24 protein-coding genes are annotated in these 15793 nt (G+C 70.5%); 8 read left to right on the forward strand and 16 right to left on the reverse strand.

Annotation, left to right across the window (positions count from 1 at the left end; genetic code table 11):
* Together A949_RS0120725 and A949_RS0120730 are read right to left on the reverse strand one after the other, a co-directional pair.
* Nucleotides 1-853 (reverse strand): spermidine synthase (locus tag A949_RS0120725; RefSeq protein ID WP_019357947.1); only part of this gene is annotated, 853 nt, incomplete at its 3' end.
* Nucleotides 854-881: 28 nt separating this feature from the next.
* Entirely contained in the window at nucleotides 882-1616 is a 735-nt protein-coding gene (locus tag A949_RS0120730) for a GTP-binding protein (protein ID WP_019357948.1), read from the reverse strand.
* A 400-nt stretch (nucleotides 1617-2016) separates the two neighbouring features.
* On the opposite strand from A949_RS0120730, the gene A949_RS0120735 reads away from it, so the two are divergent.
* The 5 genes from A949_RS0120735 (at nucleotide 2017) to A949_RS0120755 (ending at nucleotide 4863) form a co-directional block, all read left to right on the forward strand.
* Nucleotides 2017-2805, forward strand: a complete 789-nt coding sequence (locus A949_RS0120735; RefSeq protein WP_019357949.1) for a TVP38/TMEM64 family protein — start codon at nucleotides 2017-2019, stop codon at nucleotides 2803-2805.
* A gap of 33 nt (nucleotides 2806-2838) precedes the next feature.
* A complete protein-coding gene (locus A949_RS0120740; RefSeq protein ID WP_019357950.1) occupies nucleotides 2839-3711 on the forward strand; it encodes an undecaprenyl-diphosphate phosphatase in 873 nt (290 codons plus the stop codon).
* 418 nt (nucleotides 3712-4129) lie between these two features.
* A complete protein-coding gene (locus A949_RS0120745; RefSeq protein WP_026004875.1) occupies nucleotides 4130-4411 on the forward strand; it encodes a winged helix-turn-helix domain-containing protein in 282 nt (93 codons plus the stop codon).
* 9 nt (nucleotides 4412-4420) lie between these two features.
* Complete coding sequence (locus tag A949_RS38565) at nucleotides 4421-4597, forward strand: hypothetical protein (RefSeq protein ID WP_192817159.1); 177 nt, start codon at nucleotides 4421-4423, stop codon at nucleotides 4595-4597.
* A gap of 20 nt (nucleotides 4598-4617) precedes the next feature.
* On the forward strand, nucleotides 4618-4863 hold the full coding sequence (locus A949_RS0120755; protein ID WP_037707115.1) for a hypothetical protein: 246 nt from the start codon (nucleotides 4618-4620) through the stop codon (nucleotides 4861-4863).
* Here the strand turns inward: A949_RS0120755 and A949_RS35655 are convergent.
* On the reverse strand, nucleotides 4860-5297 hold the full coding sequence (locus A949_RS35655) for a DUF6221 family protein (protein WP_019357954.1): 438 nt from the start codon (nucleotides 5295-5297) through the stop codon (nucleotides 4860-4862). The two genes, A949_RS0120755 and A949_RS35655, sit on opposite strands and share 4 nt — an antisense overlap.
* The gene (locus tag A949_RS0120765) at nucleotides 5294-5518 is read right to left on the reverse strand and encodes a hypothetical protein (RefSeq protein ID WP_019357955.1); all 225 of its coding nucleotides are present in this window, start codon (nucleotides 5516-5518) and stop codon (nucleotides 5294-5296) included. Before A949_RS0120765 ends, A949_RS35655 begins: the two co-directional genes overlap by 4 nt.
* Nucleotides 5519-5678: 160 nt before the next feature.
* Between A949_RS0120765 and A949_RS0120770 the strand changes: the two genes are divergently transcribed.
* Nucleotides 5679-5891 carry a hypothetical protein gene (locus A949_RS0120770; protein ID WP_026004876.1) on the forward strand — a complete coding sequence of 71 codons (213 nt, stop codon included), beginning with the start codon at nucleotides 5679-5681 and terminating at the stop codon, nucleotides 5889-5891.
* Nucleotides 5892-5950: 59 nt separating this feature from the next.
* Here A949_RS0120770 and A949_RS0120775 read toward each other — a convergent pair whose 3' ends face one another.
* The 4 genes from A949_RS0120775 to A949_RS0120790 form a co-directional block, all read right to left on the reverse strand.
* The gene (locus A949_RS0120775) at nucleotides 5951-6214 is read right to left on the reverse strand and encodes a hypothetical protein (protein WP_019357957.1); all 264 of its coding nucleotides are present in this window, start codon (nucleotides 6212-6214) and stop codon (nucleotides 5951-5953) included.
* Nucleotides 6215-6258: 44 nt separating this feature from the next.
* Entirely contained in the window at nucleotides 6259-6483 is a 225-nt protein-coding gene (locus tag A949_RS36695) for a hypothetical protein (protein WP_078565489.1), read from the reverse strand.
* 66 nt (nucleotides 6484-6549) lie between these two features.
* Nucleotides 6550-7698, reverse strand: coding sequence for a tyrosine-type recombinase/integrase (locus A949_RS0120785; RefSeq protein ID WP_019357959.1), 1149 nt, complete (start codon nucleotides 7696-7698; stop codon nucleotides 6550-6552).
* On the reverse strand, nucleotides 7695-7982 hold the full coding sequence (locus tag A949_RS0120790; protein WP_158687613.1) for a hypothetical protein: 288 nt from the start codon (nucleotides 7980-7982) through the stop codon (nucleotides 7695-7697). The genes A949_RS0120785 and A949_RS0120790 overlap by 4 nt, the downstream gene beginning before the upstream one ends.
* Nucleotides 7983-8269: 287 nt before the next feature.
* Between A949_RS0120790 and A949_RS0120795 the strand changes: the two genes are divergently transcribed.
* Both A949_RS0120795 and A949_RS0120800 read left to right on the forward strand, forming a co-directional pair.
* Nucleotides 8270-8665, forward strand: coding sequence for a hypothetical protein (locus A949_RS0120795; RefSeq protein ID WP_019357961.1), 396 nt, complete (start codon nucleotides 8270-8272; stop codon nucleotides 8663-8665).
* A 2-nt stretch (nucleotides 8666-8667) separates the two neighbouring features.
* Entirely contained in the window at nucleotides 8668-8889 is a 222-nt protein-coding gene (locus A949_RS0120800) for a hypothetical protein (RefSeq protein WP_019357962.1), read from the forward strand.
* Nucleotides 8890-9170: 281 nt separating this feature from the next.
* Here the strand turns inward: A949_RS0120800 and A949_RS0120805 are convergent, their stop codons facing one another.
* From A949_RS0120805 to A949_RS0120840, 8 genes are all read right to left on the reverse strand, one after another.
* Nucleotides 9171-9533 (reverse strand): hypothetical protein, encoded by a 363-nt coding sequence (locus tag A949_RS0120805; protein WP_019357963.1) that lies wholly within the window; start codon nucleotides 9531-9533, stop codon nucleotides 9171-9173.
* Nucleotides 9530-9973: a hypothetical protein gene (locus A949_RS0120810; RefSeq protein WP_019357964.1), complete on the reverse strand. Its 444-nt coding sequence runs from the start codon at nucleotides 9971-9973 to the stop codon at nucleotides 9530-9532. The genes A949_RS0120805 and A949_RS0120810 overlap by 4 nt, the downstream gene beginning before the upstream one ends.
* Complete coding sequence (locus tag A949_RS0120815) at nucleotides 9973-10224, reverse strand: hypothetical protein (RefSeq protein WP_019357965.1); 252 nt, start codon at nucleotides 10222-10224, stop codon at nucleotides 9973-9975. The genes A949_RS0120810 and A949_RS0120815 overlap by 1 nt, the downstream gene beginning before the upstream one ends.
* A gap of 53 nt (nucleotides 10225-10277) precedes the next feature.
* Nucleotides 10278-11153 carry a hypothetical protein gene (locus tag A949_RS34080; protein WP_019357966.1) on the reverse strand — a complete coding sequence of 292 codons (876 nt, stop codon included), beginning with the start codon at nucleotides 11151-11153 and terminating at the stop codon, nucleotides 10278-10280.
* 83 nt (nucleotides 11154-11236) lie between these two features.
* Nucleotides 11237-11848, reverse strand: coding sequence for a hypothetical protein (locus A949_RS0120825; RefSeq protein ID WP_019357967.1), 612 nt, complete (start codon nucleotides 11846-11848; stop codon nucleotides 11237-11239).
* A gap of 8 nt (nucleotides 11849-11856) precedes the next feature.
* On the reverse strand, nucleotides 11857-12456 hold the full coding sequence (locus A949_RS34085; RefSeq protein ID WP_019357968.1) for a hypothetical protein: 600 nt from the start codon (nucleotides 12454-12456) through the stop codon (nucleotides 11857-11859).
* A complete protein-coding gene (locus A949_RS0120835) occupies nucleotides 12453-13550 on the reverse strand; it encodes a DUF5047 domain-containing protein (RefSeq protein ID WP_019357969.1) in 1098 nt (365 codons plus the stop codon). The genes A949_RS34085 and A949_RS0120835 overlap by 4 nt, the downstream gene beginning before the upstream one ends.
* Before the next feature lies 1 nt (nucleotide 13551).
* Nucleotides 13552-15792: a hypothetical protein gene (locus A949_RS0120840; RefSeq protein ID WP_019357970.1), complete on the reverse strand. Its 2241-nt coding sequence runs from the start codon at nucleotides 15790-15792 to the stop codon at nucleotides 13552-13554.
* Nucleotide 15793 lies beyond the last annotated feature (1 nt).

A 15793-nucleotide genomic window follows, 5' to 3' on the forward strand; every position in this document is an offset into this window, starting at 1 on the left:
GGCTGAAGGCGCCGTCCGGCGGTTCGGGGGACGGCACGGCGTCGCCGTCCTCGACCGCGCGCACACCCCGCGTGAAGCGTTCCAGCGCCGGGCCGTGCTCGACCCGCGCCGGGAACGGGTCGGCCGAGCAGCGGCGGGCCAGTTCCGCGAGCGGCTGCTCGGCACGGGAGGCGAGCAGCAGGATGTTGCCGAACCGGCGGCCGCGCAGCACCGCGGGCTCCGCGACCAGCGCGAGCTGCGGGAAGACCGCGGCGAAGGTGGCCAGTTGGGAGGCGAGGAAGCGGAACGGCGCGGCGTCGGCGAGATTGGCCACATACAGGCCGCCGGGCCGCAGCACCCGCGCCGCCTCGCGCGCGTACGGCAGCGTGGTCAGGTGCGCGGGCATCCGCGAACCGCCGTACACGTCGGAGACCAGGACATCGGCACCGGCCGAGGGCGAGGACTCCAGCACGGCCCGCCCGTCGGCCGCCTCCACCGCGACGTCGGCAGCGTCCGGGAGCGGCAGGTGCTCGGTGACGAAGGCGGTCAGCTCCGCGTCCGGTTCGGCCACCCGCTGCCGGGAGCCGGGACGGGTGACGGCGAGGTAGCGGGGCAGGGTGAGCGCTCCCCCGCCGAGGTGGAGCACGTCCAGCGGCGCTCCGGGCGGCGCGGCGAGATCCAGCAGATGGCCGACCCGGCGCGCGTACTCGAACTCCAGATGCCCGGGTTCGTCGAGGTCGACGTACGACTGCGGGGCGCCGTCCAGCGTCAGCAGCCAGGCCCGGCCCCGGTCGATGTCCGGCAGCAGCTTGGCCGTGCCGCCCGCGACGGTTCGGATGCGGGGTATCTGCTCCCCGTCGGCGTCGGTCTCCACCGCTCCATTGTGCGGGCCCCCCGCGGCCTCAGCGCACCCCGGTCCCGGGGTGCCGGGGCGGGGGCGGGCGCTCCGGCAACGGCACATAGGTGTCGACGGCGTCCAGCAGCGCCTCGATCGAGTCCGTCCAGCGCGGATCGCCGTCGAGCGCGCGGCGGGCGGAGACCCGGACGGCCGGGACGTTCTCCCCGGCGAAGCCGTGCGCCGCCAGCAGCGCCCGCGCCTGGTGCTCGACCTGTCCGCTCAGTGCGTCGCTGCCCGTCTCGGCCATGGTGAGGGCGACGACCAGATGGGCGAGCCCGTCGCGGCGCGCGAGCGCGAGCTGCTCGACGGTTCCCGGACGCACGCCCTCGCGTACGGAGACGACGAGCAGCGCGCCGTCCAGACCGGTGCGGGGCCCGGAGGCGCCCGCACGCGCCCGGACGGCCGGACCGGTGCCGGGGTACGGACCGCTGCCGAGAGTCGGACGGGGGCCGGGCACCGCGCGCACGGCCGGGTCCAGGAGGGTGTAGTGCCGGGTGTCGGTGGCGTAGCGGAAGCGCCGGAAGCGCTGCCCTCGTGCCACCGGATGTCCGTCCGTACGAACGGTGGCCGCCGGCCCCGGATCCGGGCCCGGATCCGGACTGCGGAGTGCCGCCCCCGGCCGGCGGGCGGCCAGCGCGGCGGCCAGTGTGGTCTTGCCGTGCCCGGAATGGCCCAGCGTGCCGATGGTGAGGTGGGGGACGGGGAACGGGGCGGTGCGCGGGTGGCCGGGGCCGGACATGGGTGCCCTCCTGGACCGGTACGGACGAGTCGGGACCCCGATAGCGGCCGACCCTCCCCTGTGGGGTCCTCGGCCGGTCCGGGAGGGTCAGCTTCGGCGGGGACGGCCGCCGGGCGGAACGGAGTGGGCGTGCGCGCCCGCCGTCGGCAGGAGGGCAGCCCGCGCGGCGGCCGCCGCCGCGGCCGGAGCACAGAGAAGGGGCAGCCCGGGCACCCCGAGATCATCGCCCGTTCAACCACCGCCCGTCGAACGGATTTCGGCTGCCGCCGCGCTGCGCCGTTCCGGCCCTGGTGGAAGCGGACATGGCCACCCGGAGAACAGCATTGCGGAAAGGTGCCTTCCGGGCATTCCGCACGGCTTCGCACGGCGGGGGAACCGATTCGTCGGTTACGCTCCCACCGTGCCCGTCCCCGCCACGCAGCCAGACGGACTCCCCGGCCGTCTCACCCGGACGCTGCTCTCGCCATGGTCCCGCCTCGCCCTGCTCGTCGCACTGCTGTGCGCGGCGGCGACGACGATGCTGCTGTACGAGCCCCAGCGCCTGCTCGCCCAGGGCTGGCCCCCCGAGATCGCCGGCGGCGCGGCCGTCGCCCTCTTCGGCGCCGCCTACGGGGTGTGCACGGCGGCCTTCGTCCCGCGCCCCGTGCTCAACGTCGCGGCCGGTGTCCTCTTCGGCGCGGAGGCGGGAACCTTCTCGGCGACGGCCGGCACGGTGATCGGCGCGGGCATCGCCTTCGGGCTGGGCCGGATGCTCGGCCAGGACGCCCTGCGCACCCTGCTGCGGGGCCGCTGGCTGTCCTCCGCCGACCGGCAGTTGAGCCGGCACGGCTTCCGCTCCATGCTGATCATCCGACTGCTGCCGGGCGTACCGTTCGCGGCTTCGAACTACGGTGCGGCCGTCTCCCGGATGCGCTGGCTCGCCTTCCTGAGCGCGACCGCGCTGGGCTCGGTGCCCAACACCGCGGCCTACGTCATCGCCGGGAGCAGCGCCGCGACTCCGACCTCGCCGGTCTTCCTGGCCTCGTTCGCCTTCATCGCGCTCTCCGGGCTGGCGGGCGGTGTGATCGCCTGGCGCAAGCGCGCCCAGTTGCGGGGCACCGCTCCGGGCGGGGACCCGGCTCCCGGATCCGCGCTCCCGCCCGAGGCCCGCGCCCCCGCCGCCGCTCCGGCACCGGTCCCCCACCCGTGACCCCGACTACCCCAGGGACGAGCTCCGCAGCAGATGTCTTGGTTTGAATCCTTCGTCCTCGGACTCGTCCAGGGGCTGACCGAGTTCCTCCCCATCTCCTCCAGTGCCCATCTGCGGCTGGTCGCCGCCTTCGCGGGATGGCAGGACCCCGGCGCGGCCTTCACCGCCGTCACCCAGATCGGCACCGAGACCGCTGTCCTGATCTTCTTCCGGAAGGACATCGGCCGGATCCTGGCGGCCTGGTTCCGCTCCCTCTACAGCCCGGCGGCCCGCAGCGACCACAACGCGAAGACGGGCTGGCTGGTCGTCGTCGGCTCCATTCCCATCGGAGTGCTGGGACTGACCTTCAAGGACCAGATCGAGGGCCCGTTCCGCGACCTGCGGCTGATCGCGTCGACCCTGGTGGGCCTCGGCATCGTGCTGGGCATCGCCGACCGGATGGCGGCCCGCGACACCAAGGGGGGCCGCCACCGGGCACGACGGGAGCGGAAGTCCCTGGAACAGCTCAGCGTGCGCGACGGACTCCTCTACGGCTGCGCACAGGCGCTGGCACTGGTGCCCGGAGTGTCCCGGTCCGGCGCCACCATCAGCGGCGGACTGTTCATGGGCTACCGCCGCGAGGCCGCGGCCCGCTACTCCTTCCTGCTGGCCGTACCCGCCGTCCTGGCCTCCGGACTGTTCGAACTGGCGGACATCGGGAAGGGCCACGTCTCCTGGGGACCGACCCTCTTCGCCACCGCGCTGGCGTTCGTGGTGGCCTACGGCGTCATCGCATGGTTCATGCGCTTCATCTCCACCCGCAGCTTCATGCCGTTCGTCATCTACCGGATCCTGCTCGGAGCGGCCCTCTTCGCCCTGATGGCGGCGGGTGTCCTCAGCCCGCACGCGGGCGAGTCGGTGGGCTGAGGTGGGGGTTTTCGGGGGTCCGGGAACCTCGGGGGACTTGGTGGCTTCTAGAGTTTTCTAGAGTCTGATCGAACCCGTTCCCCTTGATCGTCTCCCATTCGTCTCCCACTCTCTCCCATGCGCAGGCGGCCGATGCGTCGGCGTGCCCACTTGGGAGGTAGGACTGGCGCGCGACGATCGACCGCCTGCTGATCATCGACGTTAGGGGCGTCGGCAACAAAGATCGATCACTCGTTCGAGTGAGTCATGCAACACGGCTCACCGCGACTCCCCCGCAAGGGGGGTGCCAGGGGGAGCCGCGGGTCACCACGCGGGTGCGTGGTGATGATTCAGGCTACGTGCTCCATACAGCTCTATGCAGCACCATGCGGCTACCCACAGGTTTGTGCAGCTCGGGGCGTCTCTACGGTGTGACACCATGGGAGATGATCTTGGTGGGCGGGTTGACCCCGGCCTGCCGGTCTACGTGTACGTCCAGGTAGCCGACGACATCGCGCGCCGCATCGACGACGGCAGGCTGCCCCCGGGCGCGCGCCTCCCCGCCGAACGGGACCTGGCCGAGGAGTACGGCATCGCCTACGGCACCGCCCGCCGCGTCGTCCAGGAGCTTCGCGACCGCGGGCTGGCGATAACGCTGCCGGGGAAGGGCACCTACATCCAGACCCCCGCACCGGGGTCGGCTGGCAGCACCGGCTCGTAGACTCGCGGCATGACCACGACGGGGGTGTGCTGCGGCCGGTGTGTCACGGCTGCGGAGGCGAATGCGGCGATCCGTCGCCATGTGGCCGGCCGGGTGGTGTGGCCCCCGGAGGCGCTGGCGGAGTTGGATCGGCTGCGTGCGGTGTGGCGGGAGGCTGTCCGCCGGGAACTGGCCGCAGCGGCGTGAGACGACCGTAGACTCGCCGTATGGCTTCTGTGATCGACCCCGAGAATCATGCTGACCTGATCGGCCTGCAGCTGGCGGTGTTCGCCGCCGACGCGGAGCTGCACGCGTACTCGGGGGTCGAGGCGGAGCCGCTGCGGGAGGCTGTACGGCAGGCTGCCGCGGTGAAGAACGCCGCCCTCGCAGAGTCGGGGTTGCCGGGAGAGCACGGCTGGCACACGGCCGAGCAGGACCTCAAGCAGGCCGCACGGGCAGCCGAGGCAGGCTAGGGCCGCCACTCCTCGCGGTAGTCGGGATGCGACGCATAGGGCAAGGCGAGGGCGCGGAACAGCGGGCATCCTTCGACGTCGTCCAGGCAGACGGAGCAGCACTCTTCGTCGAGGTGCCACCGCAGGATGCGCCGCTTGGCGTCGAGGTCGGCGAGGACGCGGGCCGGATCGTGGCGGGCGATGAAGCGGCCGATCTCGTTGTCTATTGTGTCGCCGATGTAGGAGCTGGCTTCGGTAACGAGTGGCATCCAGTGCTCGCGCGTGTAGGTCGGTGCGTCCGTGGCGGCGCGTTCGTTGGTGTCGACGGCGGACACGCAGTCGTCGTCGTCCTTGAATCGCCAGTCCCCGGAGCCGGCCTTCTCCGCAGCCGCGTGAGCTTCCTCAGCCTCTTCGTCGAACTGGGCCAGCAGGAACGCCACCAGGCCGCCGGTCACGGCCGCACACTCCCACGCCGGGCGATGCTCTCGCGGACCTGCGCGTTCCAGGACTCCACGAACTGCTGCGCAGTAGGCAGCGCGGCCCGCAGCCGGGCCGCCAGTTGCTCGGCGGCCTGGGCGGTAATCAGCGGCTGCTGAGCCGCCACCGTCTGCGGTCGGGCGTGCCTGCCGATCTGGTGCAGAGCGCGGCCCCGGCTGGGGTACGGGCGGTAGGTCACGGGGCCTCCTCTACGGGTCCGGCCCCGCTGCGCTGTAGCGGGGCCGTCCGTCCACATGCAGCCAGCATGATGGATGTGATGCACCCAGTGTGACAGGGCCGGGTGACAAGCGGCGGGGGCTCGGGATGCGGGCCCCGGCACTGTGTCGCAGGGTGGGTGTATGGCTCCGGTGGTGGTGCATGCTCCGGATGGTGAGGGTGGCCGGCGGGTGGTGGCCCGCGGCCGTATCCTCGGCACCGCCCACAACGTCATGGACGTGTTGGACATGCTGGAGACCGTCGGGCTGGAACGGTCGCATGTGCGCCTCGACGACCCGCAGCTCATCGAATGGCGCGGCGGCGGAGCCTACGAATGGGCGCCTGGCAGCGGGTAGGGTCACACGACGGTGCCCCCGGTAGTTCGGATACCGGGGGCACCGTCTCGTGCGCTGGATCAGGCAACCTCGCCCAGGTCACCCCGTAGCACCTCGATGATCGTGTCTCTTCGCACATTCTCCGGGAGCTTCTGTTCCCAGGCGTCGAGCCTGCGCTGCACCCGCTCGACAGCACGCTTCGCCTTCCGCAGCTCCTCACGCAGCCGGGCGTTGTCCTGGCAGGCGATCTCGTAGTGACGCTTCTCGTCGCGCAACGCGTTGGCCGCGTTGACCGCGAGAGACGCCAGTTCCTTCTCTCGCTCACTCGGCGGAGCTTCGCTCATTCACTTCTCCTCTTCTTCGGTGTGGGGGCACCACGCGGGCGGTGTCAGCGCTCGGGGTACACGCGCTCATACAGGTCCCAGTAGCCGAGTTCGGTGTTCCACTGGTTGACAGTGATGTGCTGGGTGCGGCTGTCACCGTTCGCGATGCGGTCCTTCTCGGCGGTCACGGCTCGGTATGCCTCCGGGCACGAGCGGTGCTTCGTCTCGACCGGCCCACCAGGCGTCACACACTTCACGAGCCATGGCTTCGACGGCTTCTTCACGGGCATGGTCACTTCTCCTCTTCGGTGTTGAGTCTGGCGGCGAGTTTCGCGGCGAGGCTGTAGGCGGGATGGTCAGTTGTCTGGTTCGGTGCGGCGTGCGAGCTTGAGCCACGGGTTCTCGGCGCGGGACTGTGCCCGGTCGAGGTACTCCCGCTTGACCACGGCGCTGCCTGCCTTCCATCGGCCTTGCGCTGTGGGGTCTCCCCCTGCGTCGGCGATGGCCTGGGCGCCTCCGCGTCGTAGCCCGTGGGCGGTGATCTTTTCCCAGCCGGTGATGCCGGCTTGCCGTGCGCGCCCTCGTACCCAGTCGTTGATGGCGTCGCCGGTGACGTGGTCGCCTCGTTCGGTCGCGGTGGTGCGGGACTGGAGTCGGCCTTCGCGGGTGAGGGCTCGGATGAACGCGCCGTCGTGGACGTCGAGCTGGTGGAGGACGTCGAGCCAGGTGCGGGTGGCGCGGACGGGGTCGAGTTGCGGGTCGGCCCAGGCGGGGATGAACGTCTCCTCGCCTTTGGCTTCCTGGTCGGTTTTGGAAGCCGTGAACCAGAGGGCGACGCCGTCGGTCTCTACCGTCACGTTGCCGATGGTGAGGTCGGCGAGTTCGATGCGGCGGTTGAGTGCGCCGCGGCCGAGGAGGAGTACGGCTCGGTCGCGGATGCCGATGGGGTGCTGTTCGTCGCACGTCTGCACCATGGCGCGGAGCATCTGGTCGGTGATGGCGGGTGCTTTCTTCACGCCGACGCGGCGGGCCCATTCCTTCTTGTACTCGTTGAGCATGCCGCGTGCTTCTTGGGTGCCGGGTTTCTTGTCGTCGGGCATCCAGGTGCGGATGGCGGACATGGCGACGGAGATGGCGTTCGGGGATCGTCCGCTGTCGATGAGGTGAGCGACGTACTCGACGAACGTGGCGGTTGTGCAGGGACGGTGGACTCGCCCCTCGTCGGCGCACCAGCGGGCGAACATGTCGCGCTGGCTCTTGTAGGTGCGGGAAGTGTTGCGGGGCTTGGACTTCTCGGCGAGCCGCTTGGCGGTGCGCTCGGAGACGCGGATATCCCGCTCGGTGTAGGTGGGTTGGTCGGCTTCGGTGGGGAGGGGGTCGCCGGGGGCGAGGATGGTGTGCTGATCCACCACCGGCCGGGCGGGCGCGGTGGCGGGCAGCGGGGCGGGGAGGTGGCCGTCGTCCACCAGCTCGGCGTCAACCACCTCCTCGGGCTCGTCGGTCACGCGGTTGCCCTTGCGGCGAGCTTGGCGAGCGACGCCTTGGTGTCGGCCGCGAGTCCGGCGTAGCCGCCGTTGCGACCGTAGGCGCAAGGAACTTTCCCTGCTCGGTCAGGAATCTGAACCGACCCGACGAAAGCTTCGTCCGACGGAGAGTCGCCCCGGAACAGCCACAGCCACTTGCTGCCCATGCCGTCGAGCCCGATCGCAGTGCAGTGGCCGGGTGGGGTGTCGTCGTCGACGCCGCACCAGCGGATGTCCGAGTCGTCCATGCGGAATCGTGCTGCCATTGCTCCTCCTAGGTTGGCCCGTATAAGGGAAATTATACGGGGCTACCGCTGGTAACGCCCGCCATGCGGGGAAAGTTGAGGCGCCATTCCGCAACGACGAAGGGCCCCACTCCGATGGAGCGGGGCCCGCGATACTGCATGTTATCGGGGGTGAGGCGGCGTCAACCGAGTGTGCACACAGCGGTGTTCGACTCAACCTGCATCACATCGGGTCACGCCATACATCTTGTGTAGCCCATAGCCATGTGATGCACTGGCTTCCATCACATCCTGTCGAAGGTGGGGGCATGTCTGATCTTGCAGGTATCCACAAGCAGTGCACCGCCGAGGGCGGCCTCACACGCGTCACGCTCGGCGCGCTCCGCGAGGAGCTGGGCTACCGGAAGCTCGGTTCCGGCGTCCTCACCGAGATCGCCGACGAACTCGCCGAGACCGACCTCGGCTACTTCCCCCGGGAGACGCTCGACTCGCGCTGCAACACCGTGCCGCGCAAGGAACAGGGGGTGTGGGTGTACGTGCGGGACGGCTCCACCCGCGCCGCCGTCCTCGACGCGGTGCTGTACCCAGAGCGGGTCAACGTGCGCCGCATCCTCGACGGACTCGCCGAGGGCAACCTCGGCGCCCTGTCGGCGCAGGAGAAGCTCGACCGCATCAGCGCCATCGTCAACGCCAAGGAGGACTGACCATGCTTGCAGTGTCAGAGCGCATCAAGGGGCCCGGTGGTGTCACGAAGGAGTTGGTCTGGCACAAGCCGGTCGGCCCGGACCCGGACGCCACGTTCCAGGGGATCGCGTGCAGCGACGAAGACGGCATCGTCATGTCGAGCGGGAAGCGCGAGGTGTCGCTGAAGCTCGACAAGCCGGGCGAGCGCTGGTGCCCCGACTGCCTCACCATCATCCGCCGTTGACGGGTGCCGCCCCGGTAGGTCTAGTACCGGGGCGGCTACCCGCATCGTAGCCGCACATGACGAAGCGCCCCGCCGCCCGTGATGGGCGGCGGGGCGTTGTCATGCCGCCTCGTCCGGCGGCGGCGGTGCGGGTTCGAGGAACGGGTTCGTACTCGGCGGCGGTGGCGGCTCCGGGGACGGTTCGGGCGGCGGCTCCACCCACCCCATATCCACCTGGCTACCGAGATCCGCGCCACCCGGATCCGGAGCCGGCGTCGGCCCCGGCGACTGCAACGGCATGGTCACACTCCAGTTCGGTTGTACTCGTCGACCAGATCCGGCGGCGACACCGGGTCCACACCCGCGGTGCGCATCTGCATCGTCAGCTCGCCCACATAGCTGGCGAACGCCCTGACGATGGACCGCAGCCGCGTCGTCTCCTGCCGCAGGCTCTGCACCTCCGCCTGCAGGTCATCGCGGATCGTCTTGAACGCCTCCAGGTCGGCGCGCCGCTGCTCCGGCTCGGCCTGCGCCCTCGCCGCGGCCTCGTTGGCGCGTGCGGTGGCTTCGGCAGCACGGACGGTGGCCCGCGCCACGAACCAGCCCCCACCCCCCAACACGCTGCCCGCGGCGGCGATCAGTGCCGCCCACTCCCCTACTGTCATGGCGCCGTGCCTCTCCGGCCGCGGCGATGGCGGGGGACCGAATGCTCGGGCACCGACGCGGCCCACAGGATGACCCCCACATGGGAGGTGAGATACCAGACCGCGACCCAGGCGCCGCGGGGATAGTCACCGCGGATCGCGGCGACGGCGTAGGCGAGTGCCCACACGGTGGGGGGAACGAGGGCAACAACGAAGCCGAACTTGTCTCGGCCGATACGGACGAGCGACGAGCAGATCATGATGCAGCCGGCGGCGACCCACAGCCAGCCCCAGTGGCTCAGCGAACACAGCCGGGTCAGGACTCCGAGGCCGCTGCTGCTGGTAGGGGTGGCGGCGATGAACCCCGCGCCCCAGCAGACCTTGCCGACGCCGAGGATGAGGAGGAACGCGCCGCGGCGGCCCAGGTGCTGCTTGAGTCGTCGGGCCGCGCGGCACACCATCAGACCCTCGGCGCGGTGCTGGCCGACTGCGTGTTGCCGACCAGCTTGGCGACGAGTCCCTTGACGAGGGATGCGGCGGCGGCGATCCCGGCCGCGGCGACGGTCTCCCAGAAGCTGGCGGAGAACATGTCGCCCGGGCCGGCGGCGAGTGCGACACCGGCCGCGGCGACGACGAACGTGGCGAGGACCCGCTCGAGCAGGTCGACGGCGTAGGTGCGGGCGGTCTTCAGCAGGGTGGGGCTATCGCTCATAGCGGAGAATCCTTCTCAGAGAAGAAATGGTGATCCGGGGTTCCGGTTGCGGGTTAGCTGACCTTCTTCGCCAGCTCCGCGACCTGCTTGGTGAGCTCGGCGACCTGCTTGGCGAGGTCGGCGATGTCGTCGCGCGCCCGGGACGTCTGCTCGTAGTTGCCGACCAGCACGCTGACCGGCATCCAGTTCGGGTTCGTTTCCTTCGTCGAGCTGGTCGACGGGGCGGGGGCGTAGTCGCCGGTCCAGAACAGGTGGTAGGCGTCCTTCTTGTCCATGTTCTCGATCTCCCGTTCGGTGGTGTCGGTGGAGCCGCCCTTGGCGGCGGTGAGGATGGCAGCCATCGGGAAGTTCCCCGGGTCGCCGTGTGCGTTCTCGGGCACGTGCTGGTGTCCGCAGTGGCCGCGGTAGTTGTTCCACTTCGCGTAGCTCATGCGGACGCCGTTGGCGCCGTAGCTGCTGGGGTACGCCTTGAACGTCACGTCGCTGCTGAGGGGGACGCCGTGCTTGTCGTGCGCCCACTCGGCGAACTCGCCGAGGTCGCGGATGGCCCAGTTGGGCAGGTCCGGCATGTACAGGTGCGCGTACCCGGCCTTGGTCCACTTCGCGTGGGTGCCCGGGTCGCAGGTGCCGACGACCTCGACCTGGCACACGTTGAGGGTGTTGGTCTCCACCCCGCCGGCCCGGTTGACGAGGGCGCGGGCGGAGGTGTCGAAGTCGAAGTGCTGGTACCAGACGATGCGCTTGTTCTTGAAGTCGGGCTTGGCGGTGAGGTTCGGCGCTGATCCGCCGCCCCCGTAGGAGGGCAGGCTGGTCCCCTCGGTGGAGTGCCAGACGATGACGTTGGTCTCCATCGAGTTGCCGCCGTACCGGGACTGGTACCAGTAGGCGGTCGATGCGCCCGGGTACTTCTGAGGACCGGTCTTGGCCATGGGGCCTCCAGACATGAGAAAGGCCCCGACGCGGCGGGGCTGAGAGAGTGGCGACTTCTTGCGCGACCGCGCAAAAAGGCTGGTCAGAGGGAGCAGAACGTGCCGTTGAGCGACACCCAGGGCGGGTTCTCCGACGAGGAGCCGATCCCGATGAGGACGAGCGTGCCCTCCGGGTTGATGTCGAGCTTCACGCTGGACAGGGTCGTGTCGACCACGCTGCAGGCGCAGGTGATGGTGCGCTTGGTCGACGGCCGGGCGTTGACGGGCAGCGCCGTGGCGTTGATCTGCGAGCTGTTGGGCGGGTTGCCGCTGGAGTAGGTGATGCCGACCCCGCCCCGGAACATCAGGGAGATCTCCCCGAAGAAGTTGACCAGCCGGTACTGCACGGTTCCGTTGCTGTTGCCGTCGTGCGCGTACCCGGACGCCAGGGAGATCGTCGTCCACTGCGAGGAGCCCGCGGCGAGGACCACCCAGGCGGCGCCGTCGTAGCCGGTGAACAGCTTCTCGGTGTCGAGCCACGCGACCATGCCCGCGACCGGCGAGAGGATGGTGGCGTTGCGTTCGGCAGCCGTCGAGAACCGCATCATCGACCGCGGGGTGAGGGCGTCGGCCAGCCCCTTCGTTCCGGCCCTCAAATCGGGCTTGTCGCTGTTCTCCAGCCAGGGCACGCCCTGGCCGTAGTCGTCGGTGGGCACGGGGCCTCCTAGATGGTCCAGTAGGTGATGCCGTCGAGCGCGATCCAGGAGGGCTGACTCGTCGTCTCGTAGATCCGCAGAATGCCCGCGTCGGTGATCTCCGCGCGGACCACGGCCGGGTTGATGGTGGAGTCCCGGGCCACCCCGAACCCGGCCTCCACACCGGCCGGCGGGCGGATCGCGGTAGGGATCGTCGCGATGGTCGCCCCGTTGGCGATGGTCCCGGAGGACGGGCCGACCCGGCCCCGGAACGTCACCTGGCGGCCTTGCACCAGGTAGGCGGGGCTGTAGCCGTGGCCCGGCCACACGTAGCCGGATGCGAGCGTGAGGCTGGTCCAGCCGGCGCCGCTGCTCTCCAGCCGGCCGAGCGCAGCCCAGTTGCCGGAGCTGGAGCGGGTGACGACGATGACGTCCCCCGCCTGCGGGGCCGGGTAGCTGGGCAGTCGGCGGGCGCGGATCTCGTCGCAGTCGACGGTGCCGTCGCTGTTGACGGTGGTGACGGTTGCGAGTCGCCAGTCGGCGCCGCGGACCACGGGCGCGGTCTGGCCGGCTTCGACGGCGGCGCCGCGGATACCGGCGGCGAGTTGCTGGGGGCTGATCCCGGTCACGAGTCCTCCCGTCCGCCGATGCACTGCACGGTGAAGTCCCCGCCCACCAGGTCGAGGGAGAAGGACTCGACCTGTAGGAGGTCGCGGTCTCCGCTGGCGTAGGTGACGCGGAGGACGTCGCCCGGCTCCAAGCACGGGTTCGGCACGCTGGACAGGTCCGCGGTGGCGTTGGGCTTCAGCGAGTCGCGCAGGAGCTTGTTGGCTGCGGCCTGGGCGAGGGTCGTCGTCGTCAACGTCGCCGACGAGTAGAACGTGGGCACCCTGCCGAAGCTGCCGTACACGTAGGTGGGCGACGTCGGGTCCTCGTCGGCGGCCGTCGCCTCGACTGGCGGCGTGTCCTCCTCCGTGTTCTCCCCGCGAGCCGTCACCCAGTTGTACATGCCGTCCCGGTTGTATCCGCGGGACGCCGAGACGAGCGCACCCCGCTCCCCCGCATCCACCTGCCACGAGATCGGCGCGACCAGCATGTCCGGCAGCTCGGCGATGACGAACTGCCCGTCCGCGTCCGCATACACCTCGGCTCCGATGGCGGTGGCGCACTCCTGCACCGCCGCCCACCGGTCGCCCTCCGCATCCCACGTGCGCACCCCGATGACCTGATCGGTGGCGTAGCTGGTGACGACGGCGCCGGGGATGGACTCCTGGATGAGGCCCCGGATGGCGGTGACAGCGGTGACGCCGCCGCGCGTGGAGTAGGCCGCCACGAACTTGTCGTCCGCCACCACCGCCTCGAGGCCGCTGGCTTTGATGTCGACGGGCCCGTAGTCGGGGTCGCCGTCCACGGCATCCACGCGCCCGTAGAAGACGGGCACCGTCTCCACCTGGCCGTTGCCGTAGCGGATGCCCCGCTCGATACGCAGCCGCGACCCGTAGATGGCCAACTGCTCGCTTGGGGTTCTGGGGATGAGGCTGGTGTCGGCGCCGGACACGGTGGCGGTGCGGCGCACAGCCTGCGACCGGTCCACCGTCACACTGCCGGCGGTGTGCTCCAGTTCCACAACGCTGCCGTCCGCGCGGTGGAGCTGGACGACGGTGACGGGGGTGTGGGCCTCCACCAGCGTCGGCAGGAACCGGCTGGACGGAGGCGGATACACGTCACGACCTCCTGTCGACAGTGAGGTCGAAAACCGTCTCGTAGCGGTCGAGGACGTCGTAGCCGCTGTCGTACTCGAGGACCACGTCGTACACGGTCCACGACGCCGAGCCGACCTGCCCGCCGGTGGGCATGTCCACCTCGGTCAGCGGCAGCGTCCACTCGCGCCACTCCTCGCGGGCATACGTCACGATCCGCGGGTACTGCACCTCGCCCACCGCCACGTACACGTCGGGTTCGCCCATGCCGGGCGCGCACCGCCACAACAGAACGTTCCCGGTCGACAGGAGGAAGCGGAGTGCGTCCCGCTCCTGGTCGGTGCGCGTCCAGCACACGAGGCTGCCCTCGCGGGACTGCCGCACGTCCGACAGCACCACCGGCGTCGCCCGGCCCCGCACCCGGTACACGGTCTGCTCGATCGCCTGCTGCCACTCCGGCGCGCTCTTGACCGCCACCTGCAGACCCACACCCGGTCTCGCGGGGTCGCTCAGCCAGGCGTAGTTCGGGTCGCCCGGGTCGAGCGTCACCGCATCTGTGATCTTGTGCCCGTGGCTGGAGCCATCGGGGTTCATCGTCTCGACCGAGTAGTACACCGGCACACCCAGCGGCGCCTCATAGTCCTCGATGACCAGCGAATCCGCCGGGATCGAATAGCCGTCGTACAGCCCCTCCGGGCCGCGCACCAGGGTCCGGCCGCCGTCGGGCGTGACCCGCCACACCGTCATCAGCTGGCCGACGGTCAGCTCCCGCAGGACGAGCTGCACCATCGCCTGCTCGTCGAAAGCAGCCACCTCTTCCCGCGGCAGGGTCTGCCACAGGGCGGGCCGGTCGAGCTGCATGACGCTGCTGCCCGACGTCGCGGTGAGTGTGACCTCCACCTGGCCCTGGGTGGCGCCGGCCGGGGCGACAGCATCGTCGATGAGGAGCCACCAGCCGGGCGTCGGCGCATCGAAAGTGATCGGCGCACTGCTGGACAGGTACGTGTCGGTCGCGTCGTACCAGCGGACAGCGATAGCGATCTGCCACCCACCCGCGCCCACCTTGAACCAGGTCTCGGCCCGCCAGTTGTCACCCGCCGTCACACCCGGATAGATCCCGGAGCGCAGGACACTGGCCGCCGCCGTAGCCGACGACACGGTGAGCGCGTAGTAGTCGAAAACGTGCTCCGCACCCCACGGGCTGCTGCGCGCGATGGTGGCCGGCCCGGAGGCCACGGTCCACGATCCGACGCCCTCCTCGAAGTCCCAGTCCGCCCAGGTGAGGAGGTTGCCGGTGCGGATCGCGGGGTTCGGTACCGCGCCCACCGCGCAGAGGAACGCACCCTCAGTCCGCAGCACCTCCCCGGCGCCGGCTCCGGTGATACCGACCGCCAGGCTCGCGGCGACCGCGCCCACCGGGGCTACCCCGGAGGTGAGCTGCCGGTACATGCCCGTACCCGGCGGCGCCAGCGTCGACCGGTGCGACGCCAGCACCGTGTCCGTCTCGTCGTAGAACCGCAGCTCCACCCACGTCGCCGACCCGGTGGTGGCGGGCCCCAGGTAGGCGAACGCCACATACTCCGTTCCCACGGTGACCGGCGGCCGTTCCACGCACTCGCCGCTCGCATCACCCGCCGCTGTGGCGGTCACCGCGATCTGCTCGCCGCCCGCGTTGTAGAACGTCGACGACCAGCTCGCCGCCGGCGCGATCCGGGTGACAGTCGCGTTCGACTCTGCCGCCCACGCTGATGCGTCGACCTCCCCGCCCGCCTCCGCATTGAAGCTGAGCAGGTTGCCGGGGTAGCGGATCGGCAGGCCGAGGTACACGTTCTCCCAGTAGTGCACCACCCCCGCCCCAGCAACGGTCGACGACAGCAGCACCTGCGCCCGCACGGCGCCCGACGGGGCGACCCCGGCCACCGACACCCGATGCCACGACGCCGAGGCCGACGCCGTCGTCAACGACCACGTCACCGACACCTCGGCACCCGCCGCGTCCAGCCAGCGGATACCGATCCGCTCCGGCTGAGCCGACGACGACGCGTCCGCGAACGTCCAATACAAACTCCCCGACTCCACCGGCACGCTCGAGAACGTGCGCGCCTGCATCTCCCCCGCCGCGACGCTGGTCAGCTTCAGGCAGCCGTCACCATTCCGCCCACCCGACGCCAGCGACAGCGAACAGTTCGCCTTCGCCGCCCAGCCGGACGTGTTCGGATCCACCATCTCCGTCGTCGCACTGAGGAGATTCCCCGGGATCGCCATG

The organism is Streptomyces sp. AA1529 (genome assembly GCF_000280905.1).
Lineage (GTDB): Bacteria > Actinomycetota > Actinomycetes > Streptomycetales > Streptomycetaceae > Streptomyces.

Bases quoted from the DNA above. Each gene is read 5' to 3' on its own strand.
- A949_RS0120730 (WP_019357948.1), bottom strand. From the start codon at position 1,616: ATGTCCGGCCCCGGCCACCCGCGCACCGCCCCGTTCCCCGTCCCCCAC.
- A949_RS0120740 (WP_019357950.1), top strand. From the start codon at position 2,839: ATGTCTTGGTTTGAATCCTTCGTCCTCGGACTCGTCCAGGGGCTGACC.
- A949_RS0120745 (WP_026004875.1), top strand. From the start codon at position 4,130: ATGGGAGATGATCTTGGTGGGCGGGTTGACCCCGGCCTGCCGGTCTAC.
- A949_RS38565 (WP_192817159.1), top strand. From the start codon at position 4,421: ATGACCACGACGGGGGTGTGCTGCGGCCGGTGTGTCACGGCTGCGGAG.
- A949_RS0120755 (WP_037707115.1), top strand. From the start codon at position 4,618: ATGGCTTCTGTGATCGACCCCGAGAATCATGCTGACCTGATCGGCCTG.
- A949_RS0120770 (WP_026004876.1), top strand. From the start codon at position 5,679: ATGGCTCCGGTGGTGGTGCATGCTCCGGATGGTGAGGGTGGCCGGCGG.
- A949_RS0120775 (WP_019357957.1), bottom strand. From the start codon at position 6,214: ATGAGCGAAGCTCCGCCGAGTGAGCGAGAGAAGGAACTGGCGTCTCTC.
- A949_RS36695 (WP_078565489.1), bottom strand. From the start codon at position 6,483: ATGCCCGTGAAGAAGCCGTCGAAGCCATGGCTCGTGAAGTGTGTGACG.
- A949_RS0120790 (WP_158687613.1), bottom strand. From the start codon at position 7,982: ATGGCAGCACGATTCCGCATGGACGACTCGGACATCCGCTGGTGCGGC.
- A949_RS0120795 (WP_019357961.1), top strand. From the start codon at position 8,270: ATGTCTGATCTTGCAGGTATCCACAAGCAGTGCACCGCCGAGGGCGGC.
- A949_RS0120800 (WP_019357962.1), top strand. From the start codon at position 8,668: ATGCTTGCAGTGTCAGAGCGCATCAAGGGGCCCGGTGGTGTCACGAAG.
- A949_RS0120805 (WP_019357963.1), bottom strand. From the start codon at position 9,533: ATGACAGTAGGGGAGTGGGCGGCACTGATCGCCGCCGCGGGCAGCGTG.
- A949_RS0120810 (WP_019357964.1), bottom strand. From the start codon at position 9,973: ATGGTGTGCCGCGCGGCCCGACGACTCAAGCAGCACCTGGGCCGCCGC.
- A949_RS0120815 (WP_019357965.1), bottom strand. From the start codon at position 10,224: ATGAGCGATAGCCCCACCCTGCTGAAGACCGCCCGCACCTACGCCGTC.
- A949_RS34080 (WP_019357966.1), bottom strand. From the start codon at position 11,153: ATGGCCAAGACCGGTCCTCAGAAGTACCCGGGCGCATCGACCGCCTAC.
- A949_RS0120840 (WP_019357970.1), bottom strand. From the start codon at position 15,792: ATGGCGATCCCGGGGAATCTCCTCAGTGCGACGACGGAGATGGTGGAT.